The sequence below is a fragment of the Maribacter sp. PR66 genome, from assembly GCF_028464205.1.
Lineage (GTDB): Bacteria > Bacteroidota > Bacteroidia > Flavobacteriales > Flavobacteriaceae > Maribacter > Maribacter flavus.
This window is the reverse complement of sequence record NZ_JAQPCH010000005.1, coordinates 1-17,684: the sequence shown is the minus strand read 5'-3', so window position 1 is coordinate 17,684 and position 17,684 is coordinate 1. Positions and strand designations below refer to the sequence as shown.

Below are 17,684 nucleotides of genomic sequence, written 5' to 3'. Positions count from 1 at the left end.
CAAAGGAAAACGTAAAGAATTGGACCCTATTTTTAGAATACGGTCCTTTTTTTTTTGCCCCATGTAGAATGAGGAGTTGTTGGTGGTTAGTGGTTAATGGTTAGTTAGTAGGTAATAGCGTCATGCGCATAGCGGTAAGCGAAAAGTGAAGAGTGTAGAATGTAGAGTGAAGAGTGCGGAGTGCAAAGTTAGGAGTTAGGAGTTAGGAGTTAGGAGTTAGGAGTTAGTAAAATGAAATGAGTAAAAATTTTAACTTGCAACTCTGAGCTTTAAACTCTGAACTTGAAACTTGAAACTTGAAACTTGAAACTTGAAACTTGAAACTTGAAGCTTAAAGCTAAAACCTAAATCCAACAACAGCGCAGAGCGTATAGCGCAAAGCGAATAGCGTTCAGCCAAAAGACAACGACCACAGAAATATGTTAACATATGTTAACGAAAAGGGCAGTTCATCGAATTCTTAAAAAAAGGGGTGTAGTTCATCGATTAAAAACATCCAATCATCCTAACTTGCCCGTAAGCTTCATAATTACCATTTTTTGTAAGAATGTACTTGCTCCAAAAAAAAGAAGATTAACACTAAAAATAATATCTAAAAATTGACGTTGAACAAAGTATGCCCCAAGCTTAAAATTGCATTTCATCGAAAAAAAAATGTCTTTCATCGTTTAAAAATAATATTACACTATAATTGTATCCCAAATGCAAAAAAAAATAATCCTTTAAAAAATCACCTACTTATGTACCCCATCAAAACCCCGTTAAAGATGCCCCTGGCCTTTCTTGCAGTCATTTCGTTTTTTTCCTGTAGTAAGGATGCCGATCTATTGTCTGATTATGTAATCGCCAAGGACAATGATTTACAAAGTATCGCCTTATTGGTAGATGACAGTTTTTTTATGGCGCCGGGCCAAAATGAAATTGTCATGGACGTATTGAACAATGATTCCTTTGGCTCCAATACCCAAGTAAGGATCATAGAAACTTCGATACCCAGTAGTGGGGAAGTGGTCATTAATAATGATAATACGTTGACCTATACCCCACAAACCCAGGACCCAATTCCAGAAGCAAGTGCTCCTGAGGTTACAACTCCAGAAGAAACAATAGAAACGCCCGCACAGGAAGATACCTTTACCTATACCACGGAAGTGACCACGGAGGACAATACGACGTATAGAGAAGAAGCCACAGTGACTATTACTTCCTCGGACATGGGAGAATTAAAAGCTTTTCCCGGGGCTGAGGGCTTTGGTAAATTTACTACAGGAGGCCGTGGAGGTATGGTGTATCATGTGACCAATTTAAACGATAGTGGCAATGGGAGCCTTAGATATGGCGTAGAAACACTCAAAGGACCAAGAACTATAGTATTTGATGTTTCGGGTTACATAAATTTAACGGAACCCTTAAAAATTAGGGACGGAAATGGAAATCTTACAATTGCAGGCCAAACTGCACCCGGTGATGGGATTACTCTCAGAGGTGCTGCTTTATGGATACATGAAGGAAATGTTATCGTAAGGTACATCAAAATTAGACCAGGCTCAAATGCGTATAATCCTAATGGAACTGGCTTAGACGGGGGATATGAACCAAATGACGCTCTAAGAATTGTTGCTTATGCTGGTAGTTCATTTGAAAATGTTATTGTTGACCATGTTACAGTTACATGGGCCAGAGATGAAACTATTGAGATTAGTTCTGCAAATTCTGATTTTTCTACTTATGCCAGAAATATAACAATACAAAACTGTTTAATAGGAGAAAACATAGAAAAAAATTATGGTGTTCTCGTTCAAAGAGCATATGATGTAACCTTTTATAAAAATGTTTTTACATTCACCATGGATAGAAACGTGGCCGTTGCAAGCGCAGAAGGAAAGGGAGTAGAAATGATAAACAACCTCGTTTATGGGTCAGATAGAGCGGCTTGGCAAGTAAAAGGTACCGTAAATGATTTCATTGGTAACAAATACATAAGCGGTCCTTTTCAAAGACAATATGAGACTTTTAGATTAGAAGATGGGCCCTTTGTTTATGATATTTCTAAACATCGTACCTATTTAAAAGATAATATTGATAATGGTGTTAATGCTGATAATAGTGTACAATCAATGTACAATCAATATCTAACGTCAAATCCCAATTATCAAAATAATGTACCTAAAATTGATCAAAATGAATTGGAGGGCCAACTTTTAAATAAATCTGGAGATAATTTACATTATGACAGTTCTGACACTCGAATGTTCAATAATATAATAAACGGGACTGGAGGTTTAATTTCGAATGAAAGCCAAGTTGGCGGGTTTCCCAATTTGAACAATACAACTAGACCAACCAATTATGATTCTGATAATGACGGCATGGCAGATGAATGGGAAATTGCAATATTTGGCAATCTTACTAGGTCCTCCAATGGTGACGAAAACGGAAATGGCTATACGAATATAGAGGAATTTTTGCATAACTTAACTCTATTATAACAAACTATAAATTATAGTTTCTTCTTAGAATAATCTTTAATTATTTTTATAGGATTCCCCCCAGCCACAACCATGGGGGGAATACTTTTATGAACTACGCTATTAGCTGATATAACACTTCCGTACCCTATCGTTACCCCCGGCAAAACAACGACACCCGTCCCTAGCCATACATTATCTTCAATAACAACTTCTTTAACACCTCCGGTTGTTTTTATTCTATTTTCAATTTTCTCAAATGAAAGGTCGTGACCATTTGAATCCATAATTTGACAATTCGCAGCAATTAGACAATTATCACCAATTATAATTTTTTTCTGAGAATGTATACACGTACCGTGGATTCTGCAATTTTTGCCAATAATAATTTCTGAATTAGGCCTGTCTGCAATTAACTTACAAGGTTTGAACATATTTAAATGATATCCAGAGTTTTGGGAATTTATAACTGTATTATCATTTATTATGATTTTTGAACCTTCAACTAAGATAAGCTGGGGCAAACTTTTAAAGACAATATTACTACCGAACTCCACGTTTAAACCCTTGAGTCTAAAATCAATTAAATATCTATTGAACTTATTCAATGACCAAGTTATAATACTGTTGAAAATCATACTTTGAAATGTGGGTTGAACTTTAGTCTAAAAGAGAACATTCGATAAATGATATTTTTTGATTTATATCGAATTTACTAGTAAACCTAACAATTATTTCATTCATTCGTCCAAAATTAAAATGAAAAAAATAGCTTTTATAATAAACTCTCTCAATTCTGGAGGGGCAGAAAGGGTATTAAGTACTTTGGCCAATTCATTAATTGGAAAATATCAAATTTCAATAATTACATTTACCAATACACCACCTTTTTATCCACTAGATTCAAAAATTGAGGTATTTCCTTGTAAAGAGAAAATTTCTCCTAGTAATAATATTCTTGAAGCACTAAAAACCAACTATCAACTGTATTTGAGAATACGTGAAATCTGTAAAGAAATCTCACCGGATATATTAGTTGCATTTATGACCACAGCAAATGTACTTGGCACGCTGGCAGCTAAATCTTTTGGGGTCCCCATTATTATAAGCGAAAGGAATAACCCAAATATGGATTACACTCCTTTTTTTTGGAAAATAATGAAGAGAATAACTTATCCCAATGCAAATAAACTAATTGTACAAACAGAATTAATTAAGAACTTCTATTCAACATGGATTAAAGAAAGTAAAATAGCAATTTTGCCAAATCCAATATCTTCTATACATATTGATTATAGAAAAAAATATAGCTTAAAGAGAGAAAATATAATTTTAAGCGTTGGTCGTTTATCATTTCAAAAAGGACAGGATGTTGCAATTAAAAGTTTTGCAAGCCTCAATCCACCTAATTGGAAACTTCATATTATAGGAGAAGGACCTGATAGGCAAAAACTTAATGACCTAATCCAGGAATTAAAAATGCAAGACAAAATAATATTGCTAGGAAGGCGAAAAAATATTTCAGAATACTATCTAAAGTCTAAAATCTTTGTTTTCCCCTCAAGGTTTGAAGGTTTTCCAAATGCATTAATAGAAGCTATGTATTTTGGATTAGCTTGCATCTCTGCAAATTGTCCAACAGGTCCATCGGAATTAATTAAACATGGTGATAACGGTTTTTTGTTTGAAACCGATAACGTAGAGGAAATTTCTGGATTGTTAAGTCTATTAATTGAAAAAGAAGGTGTATTATCAAAAATAGGCGATAAAGCTTACAATAGTCTTGACCATTTAGAAGAAGAAAATGTTGTATCAAAATGGAAAGCTCTAATTGATGATAACTTAAACAAAGTCATTCATTGATATGCTCTCAATTATTAAAGACAAAATCTTAAATTATAAATCTAAAAAGGTATTACAAAATATTTTTTTAGTAAGTAGCATTACTTTACTTATAAGTATTTTAGGTTTTTTTAAGGAAGCAGTAATAGCTGCGGAATATGGATTGTCCTTACAATTAGACACTTTTTTTGTCGCAATTATAATTCCTGGTTTAGTGAATAGCGTATTTTTAGAATCTTATAAAAGTGTATTCATCCCAAACTATGTTAATGAAATTGAGGAAAAAGGAAATATAGGAGCTTTTCAGAGTACAAGTTTTATTATCACTTTAGGCATAAGTATACTATTCATAATTATATGTATACTAAGTACTGATATTTATTTAGAATTCCTTTTTCCAAATAAATCGGTTGAATTTTATCAATTGGTAAAAAAACAATTTTATATAATTTTACCTTCAATAATTTTTTGGGGTTTATCTTCGATAATAGCCTCATTATTATATGTGAATGAAGAGTACCGCTTAAGTTCGTTCTCCACAATATTTACACCTTTAATAATTTTAACGGGAATATTTCTTTTTAAAAAGAGCTTACCTCATACTTTATTGGCCTGGGGCACAACTTGTGGAGCAATAATATCATTTTTTTATTTGACTCTTATTGGTTTGAAGAAAAAGATAATAATTTTAGACAAATTAGTTTTTAAAAATGAAAATATTAGGACAACTATTAGACAGCTACCTGCCAAAGTTTCGTCAAGCTTAATGACCTCACTGAATTCAGTTATTGATCAATTTTTTGCGGCCCAACTCGTCATTGGTTCTATAACGGCATTAAACTACGGACAAAAAATACCTGCATTCATAACAAGTCTGGTACTAATAGGTTTTTCAAATGTTTTATTGCCATACTTTTCAAAAATAGTTTTAACAAATAGAGCTAAAGCATTTTCAGATTTATTCAAAAATTTAAAATGGATGTTTTTGGTTTTAGTTCTTTTTAGTTTCATAGGTATCTTAATGTCAGATTTTATTGTTTCAATCCTTTTTGAAAGGAAGGAATTTACAGAAAAAGATACTGAGATAGTTTCTTCTATTCAACAAATTTTTATGGCATATATTCCCTTCAGAATCGCCGGTATGATAATGGTCAATTTTGCAACAAGTATAAATAAAAATTCGATCTTAGCATATATTTCTTTAGTGGCATTAGCTTTAAATTTGATATTAGACTACATATTCATCCAAATTTATGGAATTATAGGAATCGCCTTGTGTACTACTATTGTAATTGCCATGAAAAGTATTTGGATTTTTATTTATTTAAGAAATATAGGTTCTAAAAAATCATACAATATTTAAAATAAACCATGTCATCTATTTTTATGAACTCAATATTTAAATATATCTATCATAATACCGTTCTTGGTAAAGTTTTAATATATATTTATCATGAAAGCAAGAATAAAATATGGCCTGATAAATGGGTAATTAAGCATAATTATCGCAGGGCAATGCGAAGGAAACTTGACCTTAAAAACCCAAAATCTTTAAATGAAAAAATCAATTGGTTAAAACTTTACGACCGTAGACCAATACATACCATCTGTGCTGACAAGTATAAGGTTAGAGAATACATAACTAAAAAAATAGGAGACAAATATTTAGTGCCTTTATTATTTGAAACCAAAAACCCAGAAAAACTTTTATCAAATTATTTACCTGAGCATCCCTTTGTAATAAAAACCAACCATGACAGCGGAGGAGTAATCATCGTTTACGACAAAAAAGAATTGGATTACGGCAAAACCCAAGAATTCTATAAGAAACGACTTAAAAACAATTACTACAATAGTTTAAAGGAGTGGCAGTATAAAAACATTGAACCAAGAATAATAATAGAAAAGCTATTACTTACAAATGATGGTAATATCCCTATGGATTATAAAGTTCATTGTTTTAATGGTGAAGCGCACATGATCCAAGTTGATATCGGTAGAGATACACAAAATCATTATCGAAATTGGTACTATCCTGATTGGTCAAGATGTCCATTTAAATGGACAGTAATTAAAAAGGGTAAACCTACCGATCCCGCAAAATTTGATGTAAATCCACCAAAATCACTTACTAAAATGTTAAAACTTTCCAATATTCTTGCGGAACCATTCGCATATGTTAGGATAGATTGGTATGATGTAGATGGTAAACTATATTTTGGGGAAATAACCTTTCACCATGATAGTGGTTGCAGACCAATTGAACCTGAAAAATGGGACTATTTGCTTGGAGATTTGGTGGACCTAAATATTGAATCTAAATAATTATTGTTTTGGTCTTAAAAGTAGTTAGATATTCTATTCTTTTTTTGGTTCTTCTTAATATCCCGGCTTTTTTGTTGGTTTACACAAGTCCTGGTCCAGCTGCCGCGGCTAGCTATTTAACCTCATTATTGCTACTTTTTTATTTCTACTTCAAAAAACCTTGGCAGCAACCAATAATTCCATTAATTGTGTTTACAATTCTGTATTTCACCATAAGTGGATTAAACTACAATGGTGATTCAGTTTATTATTTAAAAGAATTTATTCGATTTTCGATAACTGTGATATGTATGACTCAAGTCATGTACAATTCAAAATTTAGCGATATTTATTATATCCTTCTAATTGGAGGTGTAAGCATCATAATAAATGGAATTATTTTTCCTCAAACAAATGCGATTTACGGCCTGGTCAATGGAAGATTTGGTGGAATTCTCCTGAACCCGAATACTGCCGGAATAACATGTATGCTGGGTATGGCACTATCTTATTCAATAAAAAATACCTGGTGGAGAATGATTGGTCAAGGTATTTTTACTTTTGCAGGTATATTAACACTTTCCCGTACATTCATTGTAGTATGGTTTTTGATTAATTTTTTAGCAGTTCTTAAAAGTAAGAAAAACTTAATTGCTCCGGTAATTGGTAGTATTGCTCTCATCCTGTTATTCACTTTTGCTGATAACAAAAATTTTGCCACAGACAGATTTGACGCTCTAACTAGTTTTTTTACGGAAGGTGAAATTAAATCCAAAACCTTAGGCCACGACACTAGAGACCAGAGTTGGTCTTTATATTATGAATTAATTTATGATAAACCATTTTTTGGAAATGGTTTTCTAAGCTTTCAGCGACCTTCTAGAGGACTACCTGGGGCCCATAATAGTTACCTAATGATAATTGGTGAAAGTGGTTTTTTGCCATTGCTATTATTCTTAGGTATTTTGGTCTACTTATTGAAAAATAGCATAGCTCTATATAGGAAAAAACCATATATACTTTTTGTCCTTTTAGTTGTTATGTTAAATTTAATGGCAAGCCATACATTCTTTTTTTATTACCAAAGTGTATCCCTCTTGATATTTGTTTTTCTAGAGATTAAAAAGTCCAAATTATCGTTTAAAAAAGAAAATAAATTAAATCCTCATTTACAGCAACAAACATAATAACGCAATTTTCAATGCGTTAATAATTGGGTGTAAGTTTAAAATCTCACTTTAAAAAACAAATGAAAATTGATTTTGTTATAGGTAGTTTATATGCTGGAGGGGCTGAAAGAGTTGTATCGACTCTAGCAAATCATTTTGCTGAAAAAGGTCATTCTGTTAGAGTCATAACTTTCCGTGGTGGAGACCACTACTCTCTGCATCCCTCAGTCAAAAGAATCCATGGAACTAGTAAACTCATTTTTTTTAACTACACTGTTTTAAGGGCATTTTTATTTCTATTAAAGTTCTATTTTAAAAGAAAAAACAGACCGGATATAATTAGCTCTCATATCGATCTAATGGGTTTTGCGACCATACCTGTATCTCGAATTTACGGTATTAAACTTACTGTTTCAGAGCATTTTAATCATTTCAACAGAAAACTAACAATTCAGAAAAAAATTTTATGGAACTTTTTGTACAAGTTTCCCGAAACACTTACCGTTTTGACAAAATTTGATCTTCCCTATTTTAAACCCAAGACCAAAAATGTCGAGGTAATTTTGAATCCAAGTTCTTTTGTACCTATAACTGACTTAAATAGAAGTAGGAATCGGACAATTTTGGCTGTGGGAGATTTAAATCGATTTGAACATAAAGGATTTGACAATCTGTTGGATATAGCTGAAGAGGTTTTGACAAGTCAGCCAGATTGGAATTTAAAAATTGTAGGACAGGGAGAATATGGTATGAATATTTTAATGGAAAAAATAAACACTTCACCAATTAAAAAACAAATAATATTTACCGGTTATAGGAATGATGTCAAAGAACTAATGGCTAACTCAGAAATTTTTATCCTATCATCAAGACATGAAGGTCTCCCGTTGGTGCTTATTGAAGCTATGTCCCAAGGTATGGCTTGTATTTCTTATGATTGTATCTCTGGTCCGTCGGAAATAATAGATAGCGGAATAAATGGGCTTTTGATTGACAACCAGAATAAAGAAGAAATGATAGAGAATTTAAAAAACTTAATAGTTGATGATAAATTAAGAAATAAGCTTCGACAAAACTCCATCAAATCCTTAGACAGATTTTCGATAGATAATATAGGCAATCAATGGGAGGATTTATTCAAAAAAATAGTATATAATTAAATACTTCCTCTATTTATTGATATGATCAGACCTAAAATTGCGATTTTAATATATTCCCTCGCAGGAGGAGGTGCAGAGCGTGTAGTATCCTATTTACTTCCTTTTTTGGATGAAAAAGGATGGGAGGTACATTTGGTGCTTATGAATACCACTATTAAATATGACATTCCAAAGCAGATTCATATACATTATCTAGAAAAATCCAACGGATATGAAAATGGATTTTTAAAATTTATCAAACTTCCACTACTGAGCTATAAATATGCACGTTTACTTAAAAAATTGTGTATTACACATTCTTTTGCCTTACTTACCAGACCCAGTTACATTAGTGTAATTGCAAGTTACTTTCTTTCCAGTAAATCCCAATTTGTAATCAGTGAACGTTCATATCCAAGTATGCAATATGGCTATGGTAACCTACAATCCAGAATAAATAATTTTTTAATAAAGAGACTTTACCCCAAGGCAGATAAAATAATTTGTAATTCCAAAGGGAATGGAATGGACCTCGTAAAAAATTACAATATAGATTCCAATAAGATAGTAGTAGTAAACAATCCCATAGACCTTGAAAAAATCGATACCGTATTACCCGATAATTCAATTTTTTCATCGGAATACATCAATATTTTAACCATTGGGAGGATGGATGCTGGAAAAAATCAAGAATTACTTATTCGTGCCTTAGTGGATTTTCCATCAGTACATTTATACATATTGGGAGACGGAATTCTAAAATCACATTTAGAATCATTGGTTGGAGCGAACAATATTGGCAATAGGGTAACCTTCCTAGGGTTTGATAGTAATCCCTTTAAATATTTGAAGGCCGTAGACATATTCATGTTCGGGTCCAATCACGAAGGCTTCCCAAATGTACTTCTAGAGGCCATGGCCTGCGGTCTGCCCATTTTAACCACCAATTGTAAATCTGGCCCAGATGAGATTATGGAATTAAAAACTCCCAAAATGGATGATATCATGATTACGGACTATGGTATCCTTACCCCCGTAGGCGATTTGGATCTGATGAAAAAAGGCTTGAAATACTGTTTGGAACATCCAGAATATCTAGAACGCTGCCGGATTAGGGTAAAAGAGCGAATCCAAGATTTTAAAAGGGAACCTATTCTAGAAGCGTATACCCAACATATAGTATCCTAATTTTACAAATGTCCTCCACTACCCAACAAAAAGAAAAAATAAAGATTATCCGTACTGCTGCTGTGCCAGGTTCTCTTTACACCCTCTTAAAAGGTCAATTGGCCTATTTGAACCAGGAGTACGAAATAATAGGAGTGTCCTCTGATGGCCCACTATTACAGGAAACTTCAAAAAGGGAAGGTATTAGAACCATTGCAGTTCCCATTGAAAGAAATATAAGCCCCCTAAAGGATTTGCAAGGACTTTTTAAATTGTACAAAGTCTTTAAAAAGGAAAAACCTTTTATGGTGCATAGCATTACCCCAAAAGCTGGTCTATTATCCATGATCGCAGCCTACTTTGCCAGAGTACCAAAAAGAGTTCATATGTTCACAGGATTAATTTTCCCCACTCAAACCGGACCTAAAAAACAGCTATTATTATTTTTTGACAAACTCATCTGTAAATTTGCGACCCATGTATATCCAGAGGGGAACGGGGTCAAAAACGACTTGATCAACTACGGGGTTACCAAAAAACCTCTTAACGTAATAGCCAATGGGAATGTAAATGGATTGAATCTAGAATATTTTTCACCTGGTCATTACTCAGAAGAGGATACTTCTGCCCTAAAATCACAACTTAATCTTTCAAGCTCAGATTTTTTATGGGTATATGTAGGTCGTTTGGTCAATGACAAAGGTGTAAACGAATTAATGGAGGCCTTTAATAGTTTGACCAAAAAATATAAGAATACCAAACTTATATTGGTAGGTTCAGACGACGGGGAAACAGATATATTACCGTTGGCTACACGCGAGATAATTCATGGCCATCCAGATATTGTGGCAATAGGCCAACAAAAGGATGTTAGGCCCTTTTTGGCATTGGCAGATGCTTTTGTTTTTCCCAGTTATAGGGAAGGTTTTCCAAATGTAGTCCTGGAGGCGGGTGCCATGGGCTTACCGGCGATAGTCACGGATATTAATGGAAGTAATGAAATTATTATTGATGGGGTGAATGGATTGATCATTCCCTCCAAAGATTCGTTGGCTCTAAAAAAAGCTATGGAAAGATTTTTAACGGATTCCTCCCTAGTTAATTCCATGAGCCAAAAAGCACGTGATCTTGTTGTGAATAGATATAACCGTGACCTTGTATGGGCGGCGCTTAGCGAAGAATACAAAAAAATAATTGCCAATTAAATGTACCTTAGGGTTACTTTTATTTAATCAACCCTTTACACATATTTATTGAGTCTTTGTGCAATCATAATGATCTAACTTAGTAATTTTTGGTTTCTTTGTCCTATGAAAAGTAACATTATCGGCTACGGTTCCTTCTTCCATAAAACCGATCTTAAAAAGCTACCAGCCGTTTCGAATTCCTTTTTAAACGGGCACCAGCTTTTTTATGCTGGCAGGTATGCCATGAAGTACGTTTTTGACAAATTGATCCAAAACCATGAAATTGTCCACATCTGGTTACCACAGTATTACTGTCCCTTTGTTAAGGAGTGGTTGGAAACAGCATATTCCAACCTAAAATATTATGACATTGATCCGTTTGACCCCTATGCTCAAATAGACTATTCCACATTCAGCACCAAGGATATTGTATTGGCAAATAACTATTGGGGCCTTAAAAAAAATACCATTCCCACCAGGGCGCGTCCCCTGATCGTGGAGGACCACTCCCACGGTTGGCTCAGCCCTGGCTGTATAGAAAGTGAAGCGGACCTGTGTATTGCATCCTTACGGAAAACCGTGCCCCTTCCTTTGGGCGGTATTGCTTGGAAACCCTTAAAGAGCTCCCTTCAGCTTTCCCTTCCCCAACTAAAAAGCCTACCCAATGCCCATGAAATGGAGGTAGCCTGGAAATTGGTAGATACCGCTATGGCCTTAAAGGCCAATTGCACCACAGAAAAGGACAAGACCCAATTTTTGGAGGACTATGGAAAAGGCGAACAGCTTTTACGTACTACGCAGGAAATCGTTCCCTTGAATCCAGATCATGAAAAAGTAATGGCCCAGGCCCTATGTAAAGACTATAACGCCTATAAACTTAAAAATTGGGACACCATGCAGACCTTGCTTAAAGGAAACGATGCTTTTAAAGTGCTTCCAAAAGCGCAAGGGACTCCCTTTGGACTCCTTTTGGCATTTAAAAAGGAAGATGATTTAAAACGTCTAAAACAACATTTAATCTCCAAAACCATTTATCCGGCGGAACTTTGGCCCAAAAACAATATTCACCATGATTATAAGTTCTTATTGAACATACATATCGATTTCAGATACGGAAAAGCGGATATTGCGTATATCGCCTCCGCTATCAACGAATGGAACAACTAAGAAAGCAGAATCTTCTATGTACAAAAAATATTTTAAAAGACCCCTCGATTTTTTACTTTCCCTTTTTGGGCTACTTATTACCTCCCCTATTCTTATTTTGGCCATAATCGCGATTGCCATAAGCTTTAGGGAAAATCCATTTTTCACCCAAAAAAGACCGGGGAAACATGAGAAGATATTTTCCGTTCTTAAACTGAAGACCATGAACAGTAAAAAGGACAAGGATGGAAAATTGCTACCTGACAAATACAGACTTACGCCCTTTGGAATATTTATTAGAAAGACCTCTATTGATGAGCTACCGCAATTGATCAACGTATTAAAAGGAGACATGAGCCTGATCGGCCCAAGGCCCTTGCTGATCCGGTATCTGCCCTATTATAGGGAAAATGAAAAGCCACGATTCCTGATCAGGCCCGGTATTACGGGTCTGGCCCAAATTTCCGGTAGAAATTACATGACCTGGGAGGAACGTTTTGAAAAGGATATCGAATATATGCACAACATGAGCTTCAAACAGGATTTGTTCATCATTTGGAAAACCATTCAAAAGATATTCAACCCCGGTGAGATAGAAGTGGACCCCAATTCCAATCCGGCCATGCTGGCCATGGACCTTCAGAGAAAGGAATGGCCAGAATTTAAACACGTTCAAAAATCGTAGTAGGAAACATCCCTTGCTATCCCTAATCAACTAGGTTTAGTTAGTTGGATGTTACCTATGACCAATGCAACCATTAAATAGAAACACATGAAAATCGTTTTCATTGTAATGCGGTTGGGAAAGGATGGCCTGGCCACCAATATTAGGGATTTAGCCCAAGGCATGGTGGAAAGGGGGCACGAGCTCCACATTATTACCAGTGGATTTAAGATTAAGGAGGCATCTGACAATTCTTTTTTTGACGAGCTCAAAAGCCGCTTTCAATCCTTGGGAATAGTAATTCATTACTTCAAGGAGCCAATAGGCAATCCTTTAAAAAAAGGAATGGCTTCTTTCTCAAGCCTGTTCAGGATTTCTTCACTGTTTCGAAAAATTGATCCGGACGTAATCCATTGCCACTCCCCCAACCTAACCTTTATACCGTACCTTTTGGGAAGGAAGTATGTGTCCACCGTCCACGCCGATACCATACGGCCCAATATGCGGTACAAGCATCCTACCTTATTGATTGCGGTCAGCGAAGGTTCCAAGGAATTTACAAAAAGAGTCATGGGTTCACCTGAAAGCTCCATTAGAATGGTGTACCACGGCATTTCGGAGAGGTTCGCAGTACAGGAGGACAAAGCAAATCTGGAAAGACTTAAAACGGAGTTCAAAATCCCACAGGATAAATTCCTAATTGGTGTCGTGGGCAGAATTACTCCCCAAAAGGGTACGGATATTCTGGTTGAGGCCTTGGGCAAATTTTTGCCGGCAAAAATCCTGGACCAGGTGCACGTTATCATCGTAGGGGATTATCAATCCGAAAGCCAAAAAGTATGGCTGGATACCATGCTACGCGAACATCAATTGTCAGATAAATTCAGTGTTCTTGGCTTTAGAGATCCCAAACCATTCTATCAACTGTTCGATGTTTTTGTCCTCCCTTCCCGATCAGATACCTTCGGCTTGGTGGCCGTGGAATCCATGATGAGCGGTTGTTGCACCATAAGGTCCAATGCCAACGGGGCCTATGACCAAATTGATCCCGGTGTTGATGGCCTAATCTTTGAAATGGACAATGCACAGGAGTTGGCACTACATCTAGAAAATGTATTTCTGGATGGGGCCTTCAGGTCCAAATTGGCGCAAAACGGAAAACAAAAGGCTTTGGCCAATTTTACAGTAGCGAAAATGGTTGACAACACGTTGGAGATTTATAAGGAACTGGAACGTATGTAGTAGACCTGGACTATAGTGTTAGCCCATTTTCTCCCGATATTTAGGGAAAAAACCTTGCGCCACGTTGAGGGCATCCATTTTGGAACTTTCGGCCCTGTTTAGTTCACACAACTTCAGGTAAGCCTCATGATCGATAATTTTTCTACCCGTGTAAAAGTGAATATCATCATCATAGGGAAAATACTTCTTTTTGTACAGGTACAGGTTATCCGTTTCGCTATTGGACAAACCCCCGCCTATCATGTAATATTCCAAACCAACGCCCCTTGCCCACTCAATGGCATTTATTTTAAGGTACTCGTTGGGGCGCAATTTAAAATGGTCCGAGCTTGTGCCCCCTAAATAAGAGTACATGGTGTCGTTGGAAATCAAAAATAGCTCACAAGAAATAGGCAAATCCCCTTCATACACCAAACCTACGGCATATTTTCCCGGGTTCTGCGCTGCAAAATTGGTAAAGTATTCCAAGGGATGATAGAATGAATCAATGGCATCCCTGCGGTCCATAGTCCCTATATACACATCATAAAAGGCCTTTACCTTTTCCAATGCAATATCTTTGTAGTGGATTTCAAAAACTAGACCTTCCTTTTTGGCCTTTCTAAACTGGTTTCTGGTATTTGATTTTAGGTTGGACCAGAAATTATCCCAATCCGCTATGTTACCCCTAACATTACGTAAGGTATGAACCTTGGTACCCGTATAACCTTCATAGTTATGCTTGAAATTAAATCGGATAAATTCAGAAACGACTTTGTTTTCCTTATACCAATTGTCTACCAATTTCCAAAAATCCTCAATAAGTTCCTGGCTCATCACGGTGTCAAAAAGAGGGCCGTTGTACCCCCAAGGGCTGGTCACGTCAAAATATCCGGTTTCCTTTCCATGCATTATAATTTGTCTTTGGATAAAAGGCATTACGGCCTTTAAAGCACCATTTATCTTATAGGTGAAGAAATTAAGTTCTTGATGGTCCAGGTGATTGTTAAGTAACTCCAGGCTATAATAAGGATTCGTGTTATCAATAAGGGAAATAGAATGTTTATAATTGGATATAGCTTCTGGTGTAGTAAGGGAAATGGATTCTAATGTTGATTTAGACATAATTATAGTAATTTCTCTAATTTAATTTTGAACTAATTAAGATTGTTGTGAATTGGTTTTAACATACTGTCTCATTTCTTTTTATTCATACGTGAGGCAAGAGTTATCAATAATGATAAAATCCACTTTTTGTTTAGGCATACATTCATAATTTTAACCACCAAAGAAGGACTACCATGAATTGGTATCGTACTTTTAATTGGATACATGTTACGCTGCTCGAACGTATTTACAACGTTTATTATTTTATCACGGTCCTTTTCAAATCTCAAATATTTTAAAATCATAAAAAAGGCATAATAGTCCCGCTTTTGAACAAGATCGCCCATAGCAGTACTATCCACCATCAAATGGTATTTATTGGGATTTTGAATAAGGTCGTTAAATCCCAACAACATGGCGTATGTAGCATCTGCGAGGCGTAACTTATGGGCGGCGATGTTGTCACTGGTCCGCATAATGGAAACGGGGGACTGAAAATACCAATGGGCGTGTATTGGCAGGATCGCCATTCGTTGGCTTGCAAGCACCAATTTATAGGTAAAGGAAACGTCGGCCATGATTAGGTCATCCATTTTTATGGCAAAGTCCCTTAAAAGTTCCCTTTTGGCAAAATACCACCAAACTTCAACTTTAGGAAGGGAATTTTCCCTTAAAAAAGAGGCCCCGGAGGCTATCTTAATTTCAGGTAAATCCAATTTGGAAGGGATACGGTCTTCATTTGATATAGATGTTTCCCGGGATTCAAAACCTATAAAATCCAAATGATTTCTCAAAGCAAAATCCAAAATTCCCGATAATGTATTGGGTACCAAATAATCATCGGCATCCAAACAATATATATATTCCCCTTTGGCAAGATCAAACAACCTGTTTCGCGTTGCAGCGTTCCCTTGGTTTTTTTGATTTTCCAGAACCATATTGGGCTTACCCGCAATAAAATCCTCGATTATTTCCCCACTACCGTCCGTACTCCCGTCATTCACCAATAGCACCTCGTAATTTTCTTCAGAAATCCCTTGCTTTGAAACACTTTCCAGACAATTTATGATGTGTTTCTCAGCGTTATAAACAGGAATAAGTATACTTAAATGCATAGTTGGGGATATTGGAACTCAAAGTAAATTATAAATTTGAGGTCAAAATTAAGATAATGTTTTAAACGGAATAAAGGTTGTTGGTTGAAAAGCCTTATTAATGGGCCAAGATTACCTATGCACTAAGGTATACCGTGGAAATTGTCCATTACTCAAATATGAAGCCATCGTTTAGGAAAACACGTGTTTGATATATTTTGACACATACGGCACCGTCAACGCCTTGCACTGTAAGGGGCGTCAAGAAGAAATATTACTGTTCCCCGGCCAAAAAGCAGATACGTTGACAGGTGGGGGATTTTGTCCTTGAACCCACAGTATGCTTGCCGATATTTGCCTGCAAAAGGAATATAGGCCAAGGGACCAAAGGACCAAAACAATATGGTACGTCCAATAAGGTAAACGACCTATGGGTAATCATGAAAGGTAGTGTAGCACCTTTAAATTACCTTTCAACGCAAACTTTGGAGAATTTAAATCTCAATTATCGAGCAAAAAAACAAGTACCTCAGTTCCCTACGATGATCTTTTTAAATACGGTTTTTCTTAAGGTGGATATTTGGATCAAGTACATCCCGGGGCTTAAATACTCAGGTGCTATTTCTAGTTGATTATAACCTTGTACGGCATAAAAATCATCCTGATAAACCTTAGCACCATTAATATCATAAACATAGATAAAAAGGAAGGTTTCCGATGCACTCGTAAACTGTATCCCAATCCTTTCATTTTGTAAAACCGGGTTTGGGGTTACGGTGAGGTCATGAAAAGGGCTAGCCTTTACCTCTTTTCCTAGGTTTGTTTTTAAGGAAACCGTACTTATGTTTTGTTCGTTTCTAATGATTTCTATGGCGTTTATCAAGGGGTTCTCCGAAGCCCCGTGCAAAAAGCCTACCTCCAGTGATCCACCGCTAACCGTCACCGGATAGCTCAGCATTCCGCCCCTGCGGTGGCCGAACTCCGAGACAAGGTCAAGATCGCCGCGCACCACGGTGCCCTCAAGGGCCACCGAGAACACCCGGTCGCCCACCGCGTCCGTAGCATAGTAATGGTCACCCAGGTACAGGTTCACCACATAATCCCCGTCCGCCAGTGGGATGCCATAGGTCATCTCAGGACCTGTAGCGGGATCCCAACGCTCCCTTGAGAAAAGCG

The 17,684-nt window shown here is 36.1% G+C and carries 15 protein-coding genes; 11 read left to right on the top strand and 4 right to left on the bottom strand.

All coding sequences use genetic code 11. The features are described from left to right. Positions 1–605: 605 nt before the first annotated feature. Positions 606–2,489: a hypothetical protein gene (locus tag PP181_RS10290; protein WP_272637031.1), complete on the top strand. Its 1,884-nt coding sequence runs from the start codon at positions 606–608 to the stop codon at positions 2,487–2,489. Between the two features lie 11 nt (positions 2,490–2,500). On the opposite strand, the gene PP181_RS10285 is transcribed toward PP181_RS10290, so the two are convergent. Beyond that, the gene (locus tag PP181_RS10285) at positions 2,501–3,076 is read right to left on the bottom strand and encodes an acyltransferase (RefSeq protein ID WP_272637030.1); all 576 of its coding nucleotides are present in this window, start codon (positions 3,074–3,076) and stop codon (positions 2,501–2,503) included. 151 nt (positions 3,077–3,227) lie between these two features. Between PP181_RS10285 and PP181_RS10280 the strand changes: the two genes are divergently transcribed. The 10 genes from PP181_RS10280 (at position 3,228) to PP181_RS10235 (ending at position 14,328) form a co-directional block, all read left to right on the top strand. Then, positions 3,228–4,331 (top strand): glycosyltransferase family 4 protein, encoded by a 1,104-nt coding sequence (locus tag PP181_RS10280; RefSeq protein WP_272637029.1) that lies wholly within the window; start codon positions 3,228–3,230, stop codon positions 4,329–4,331. 1 nt (position 4,332) lies between these two features. Next, complete coding sequence (gene murJ, locus PP181_RS10275) at positions 4,333–5,673, top strand: murein biosynthesis integral membrane protein MurJ (protein ID WP_272637028.1); 1,341 nt, start codon at positions 4,333–4,335, stop codon at positions 5,671–5,673. Between the two features lie 8 nt (positions 5,674–5,681). Further along, positions 5,682–6,635, top strand: coding sequence for an ATP-grasp fold amidoligase family protein (locus PP181_RS10270; RefSeq protein ID WP_272637027.1), 954 nt, complete (start codon positions 5,682–5,684; stop codon positions 6,633–6,635). 8 nt (positions 6,636–6,643) lie between these two features. Continuing rightward, a complete protein-coding gene (locus tag PP181_RS10265; protein ID WP_272637026.1) occupies positions 6,644–7,801 on the top strand; it encodes an O-antigen ligase family protein in 1,158 nt (385 codons plus the stop codon). Positions 7,802–7,863: 62 nt separating this feature from the next. Beyond that, complete coding sequence (locus PP181_RS10260) at positions 7,864–8,943, top strand: glycosyltransferase family 4 protein (RefSeq protein ID WP_272637025.1); 1,080 nt, start codon at positions 7,864–7,866, stop codon at positions 8,941–8,943. A 21-nt stretch (positions 8,944–8,964) separates the two neighbouring features. Further along, on the top strand, positions 8,965–10,110 hold the full coding sequence (locus PP181_RS10255) for a glycosyltransferase (RefSeq protein ID WP_272637024.1): 1,146 nt from the start codon (positions 8,965–8,967) through the stop codon (positions 10,108–10,110). 8 nt (positions 10,111–10,118) lie between these two features. Continuing rightward, complete coding sequence (locus tag PP181_RS10250; protein ID WP_272637023.1) at positions 10,119–11,294, top strand: glycosyltransferase family 4 protein; 1,176 nt, start codon at positions 10,119–10,121, stop codon at positions 11,292–11,294. Positions 11,295–11,399: 105 nt separating this feature from the next. Next, positions 11,400–12,443, top strand: coding sequence for a hypothetical protein (locus PP181_RS10245; RefSeq protein WP_272637022.1), 1,044 nt, complete (start codon positions 11,400–11,402; stop codon positions 12,441–12,443). Positions 12,444–12,459: 16 nt separating this feature from the next. Further along, positions 12,460–13,107, top strand: coding sequence for a sugar transferase (locus PP181_RS10240; RefSeq protein WP_272637021.1), 648 nt, complete (start codon positions 12,460–12,462; stop codon positions 13,105–13,107). An 87-nt stretch (positions 13,108–13,194) separates the two neighbouring features. Continuing rightward, entirely contained in the window at positions 13,195–14,328 is a 1,134-nt protein-coding gene (locus PP181_RS10235; protein WP_272637020.1) for a glycosyltransferase family 4 protein, read from the top strand. Between the two features lie 18 nt (positions 14,329–14,346). On the opposite strand, the gene PP181_RS10230 is transcribed toward PP181_RS10235, so the two are convergent. The 3 genes from PP181_RS10230 to PP181_RS10220 all read right to left on the bottom strand — a co-directional run. Beyond that, on the bottom strand, positions 14,347–15,432 hold the full coding sequence (locus tag PP181_RS10230) for a GNAT family N-acetyltransferase (protein WP_272637019.1): 1,086 nt from the start codon (positions 15,430–15,432) through the stop codon (positions 14,347–14,349). Positions 15,433–15,503: 71 nt separating this feature from the next. Beyond that, entirely contained in the window at positions 15,504–16,529 is a 1,026-nt protein-coding gene (locus tag PP181_RS10225) for a glycosyltransferase family 2 protein (RefSeq protein ID WP_272637018.1), read from the bottom strand. Between the two features lie 508 nt (positions 16,530–17,037). Then, positions 17,038–17,684, bottom strand: a 647-nt coding sequence (locus PP181_RS10220) for a malectin domain-containing carbohydrate-binding protein (protein WP_272637017.1), incomplete at its 5' end; no start/stop codon positions are given.

Excerpts from the sequence above, each read along its gene's own strand:
- PP181_RS10250 (WP_272637023.1), top strand. The coding sequence starts at position 10,119 with ATGTCCTCCACTACCCAACAAAAAGAAAAAATAAAGATTATCCGTACT.
- PP181_RS10270 (WP_272637027.1), top strand. The coding sequence starts at position 5,682 with ATGTCATCTATTTTTATGAACTCAATATTTAAATATATCTATCATAAT.
- PP181_RS10235 (WP_272637020.1), top strand. The coding sequence starts at position 13,195 with ATGAAAATCGTTTTCATTGTAATGCGGTTGGGAAAGGATGGCCTGGCC.
- PP181_RS10225 (WP_272637018.1), bottom strand. The coding sequence starts at position 16,529 with ATGCATTTAAGTATACTTATTCCTGTTTATAACGCTGAGAAACACATC.
- PP181_RS10255 (WP_272637024.1), top strand. The coding sequence starts at position 8,965 with ATGATCAGACCTAAAATTGCGATTTTAATATATTCCCTCGCAGGAGGA.
- PP181_RS10240 (WP_272637021.1), top strand. The coding sequence starts at position 12,460 with ATGTACAAAAAATATTTTAAAAGACCCCTCGATTTTTTACTTTCCCTT.
- PP181_RS10230 (WP_272637019.1), bottom strand. The coding sequence starts at position 15,432 with ATGTCTAAATCAACATTAGAATCCATTTCCCTTACTACACCAGAAGCT.
- PP181_RS10260 (WP_272637025.1), top strand. The coding sequence starts at position 7,864 with ATGAAAATTGATTTTGTTATAGGTAGTTTATATGCTGGAGGGGCTGAA.
- PP181_RS10245 (WP_272637022.1), top strand. The coding sequence starts at position 11,400 with ATGAAAAGTAACATTATCGGCTACGGTTCCTTCTTCCATAAAACCGAT.
- murJ (WP_272637028.1), top strand. The coding sequence starts at position 4,333 with ATGCTCTCAATTATTAAAGACAAAATCTTAAATTATAAATCTAAAAAG.
- PP181_RS10280 (WP_272637029.1), top strand. The coding sequence starts at position 3,228 with ATGAAAAAAATAGCTTTTATAATAAACTCTCTCAATTCTGGAGGGGCA.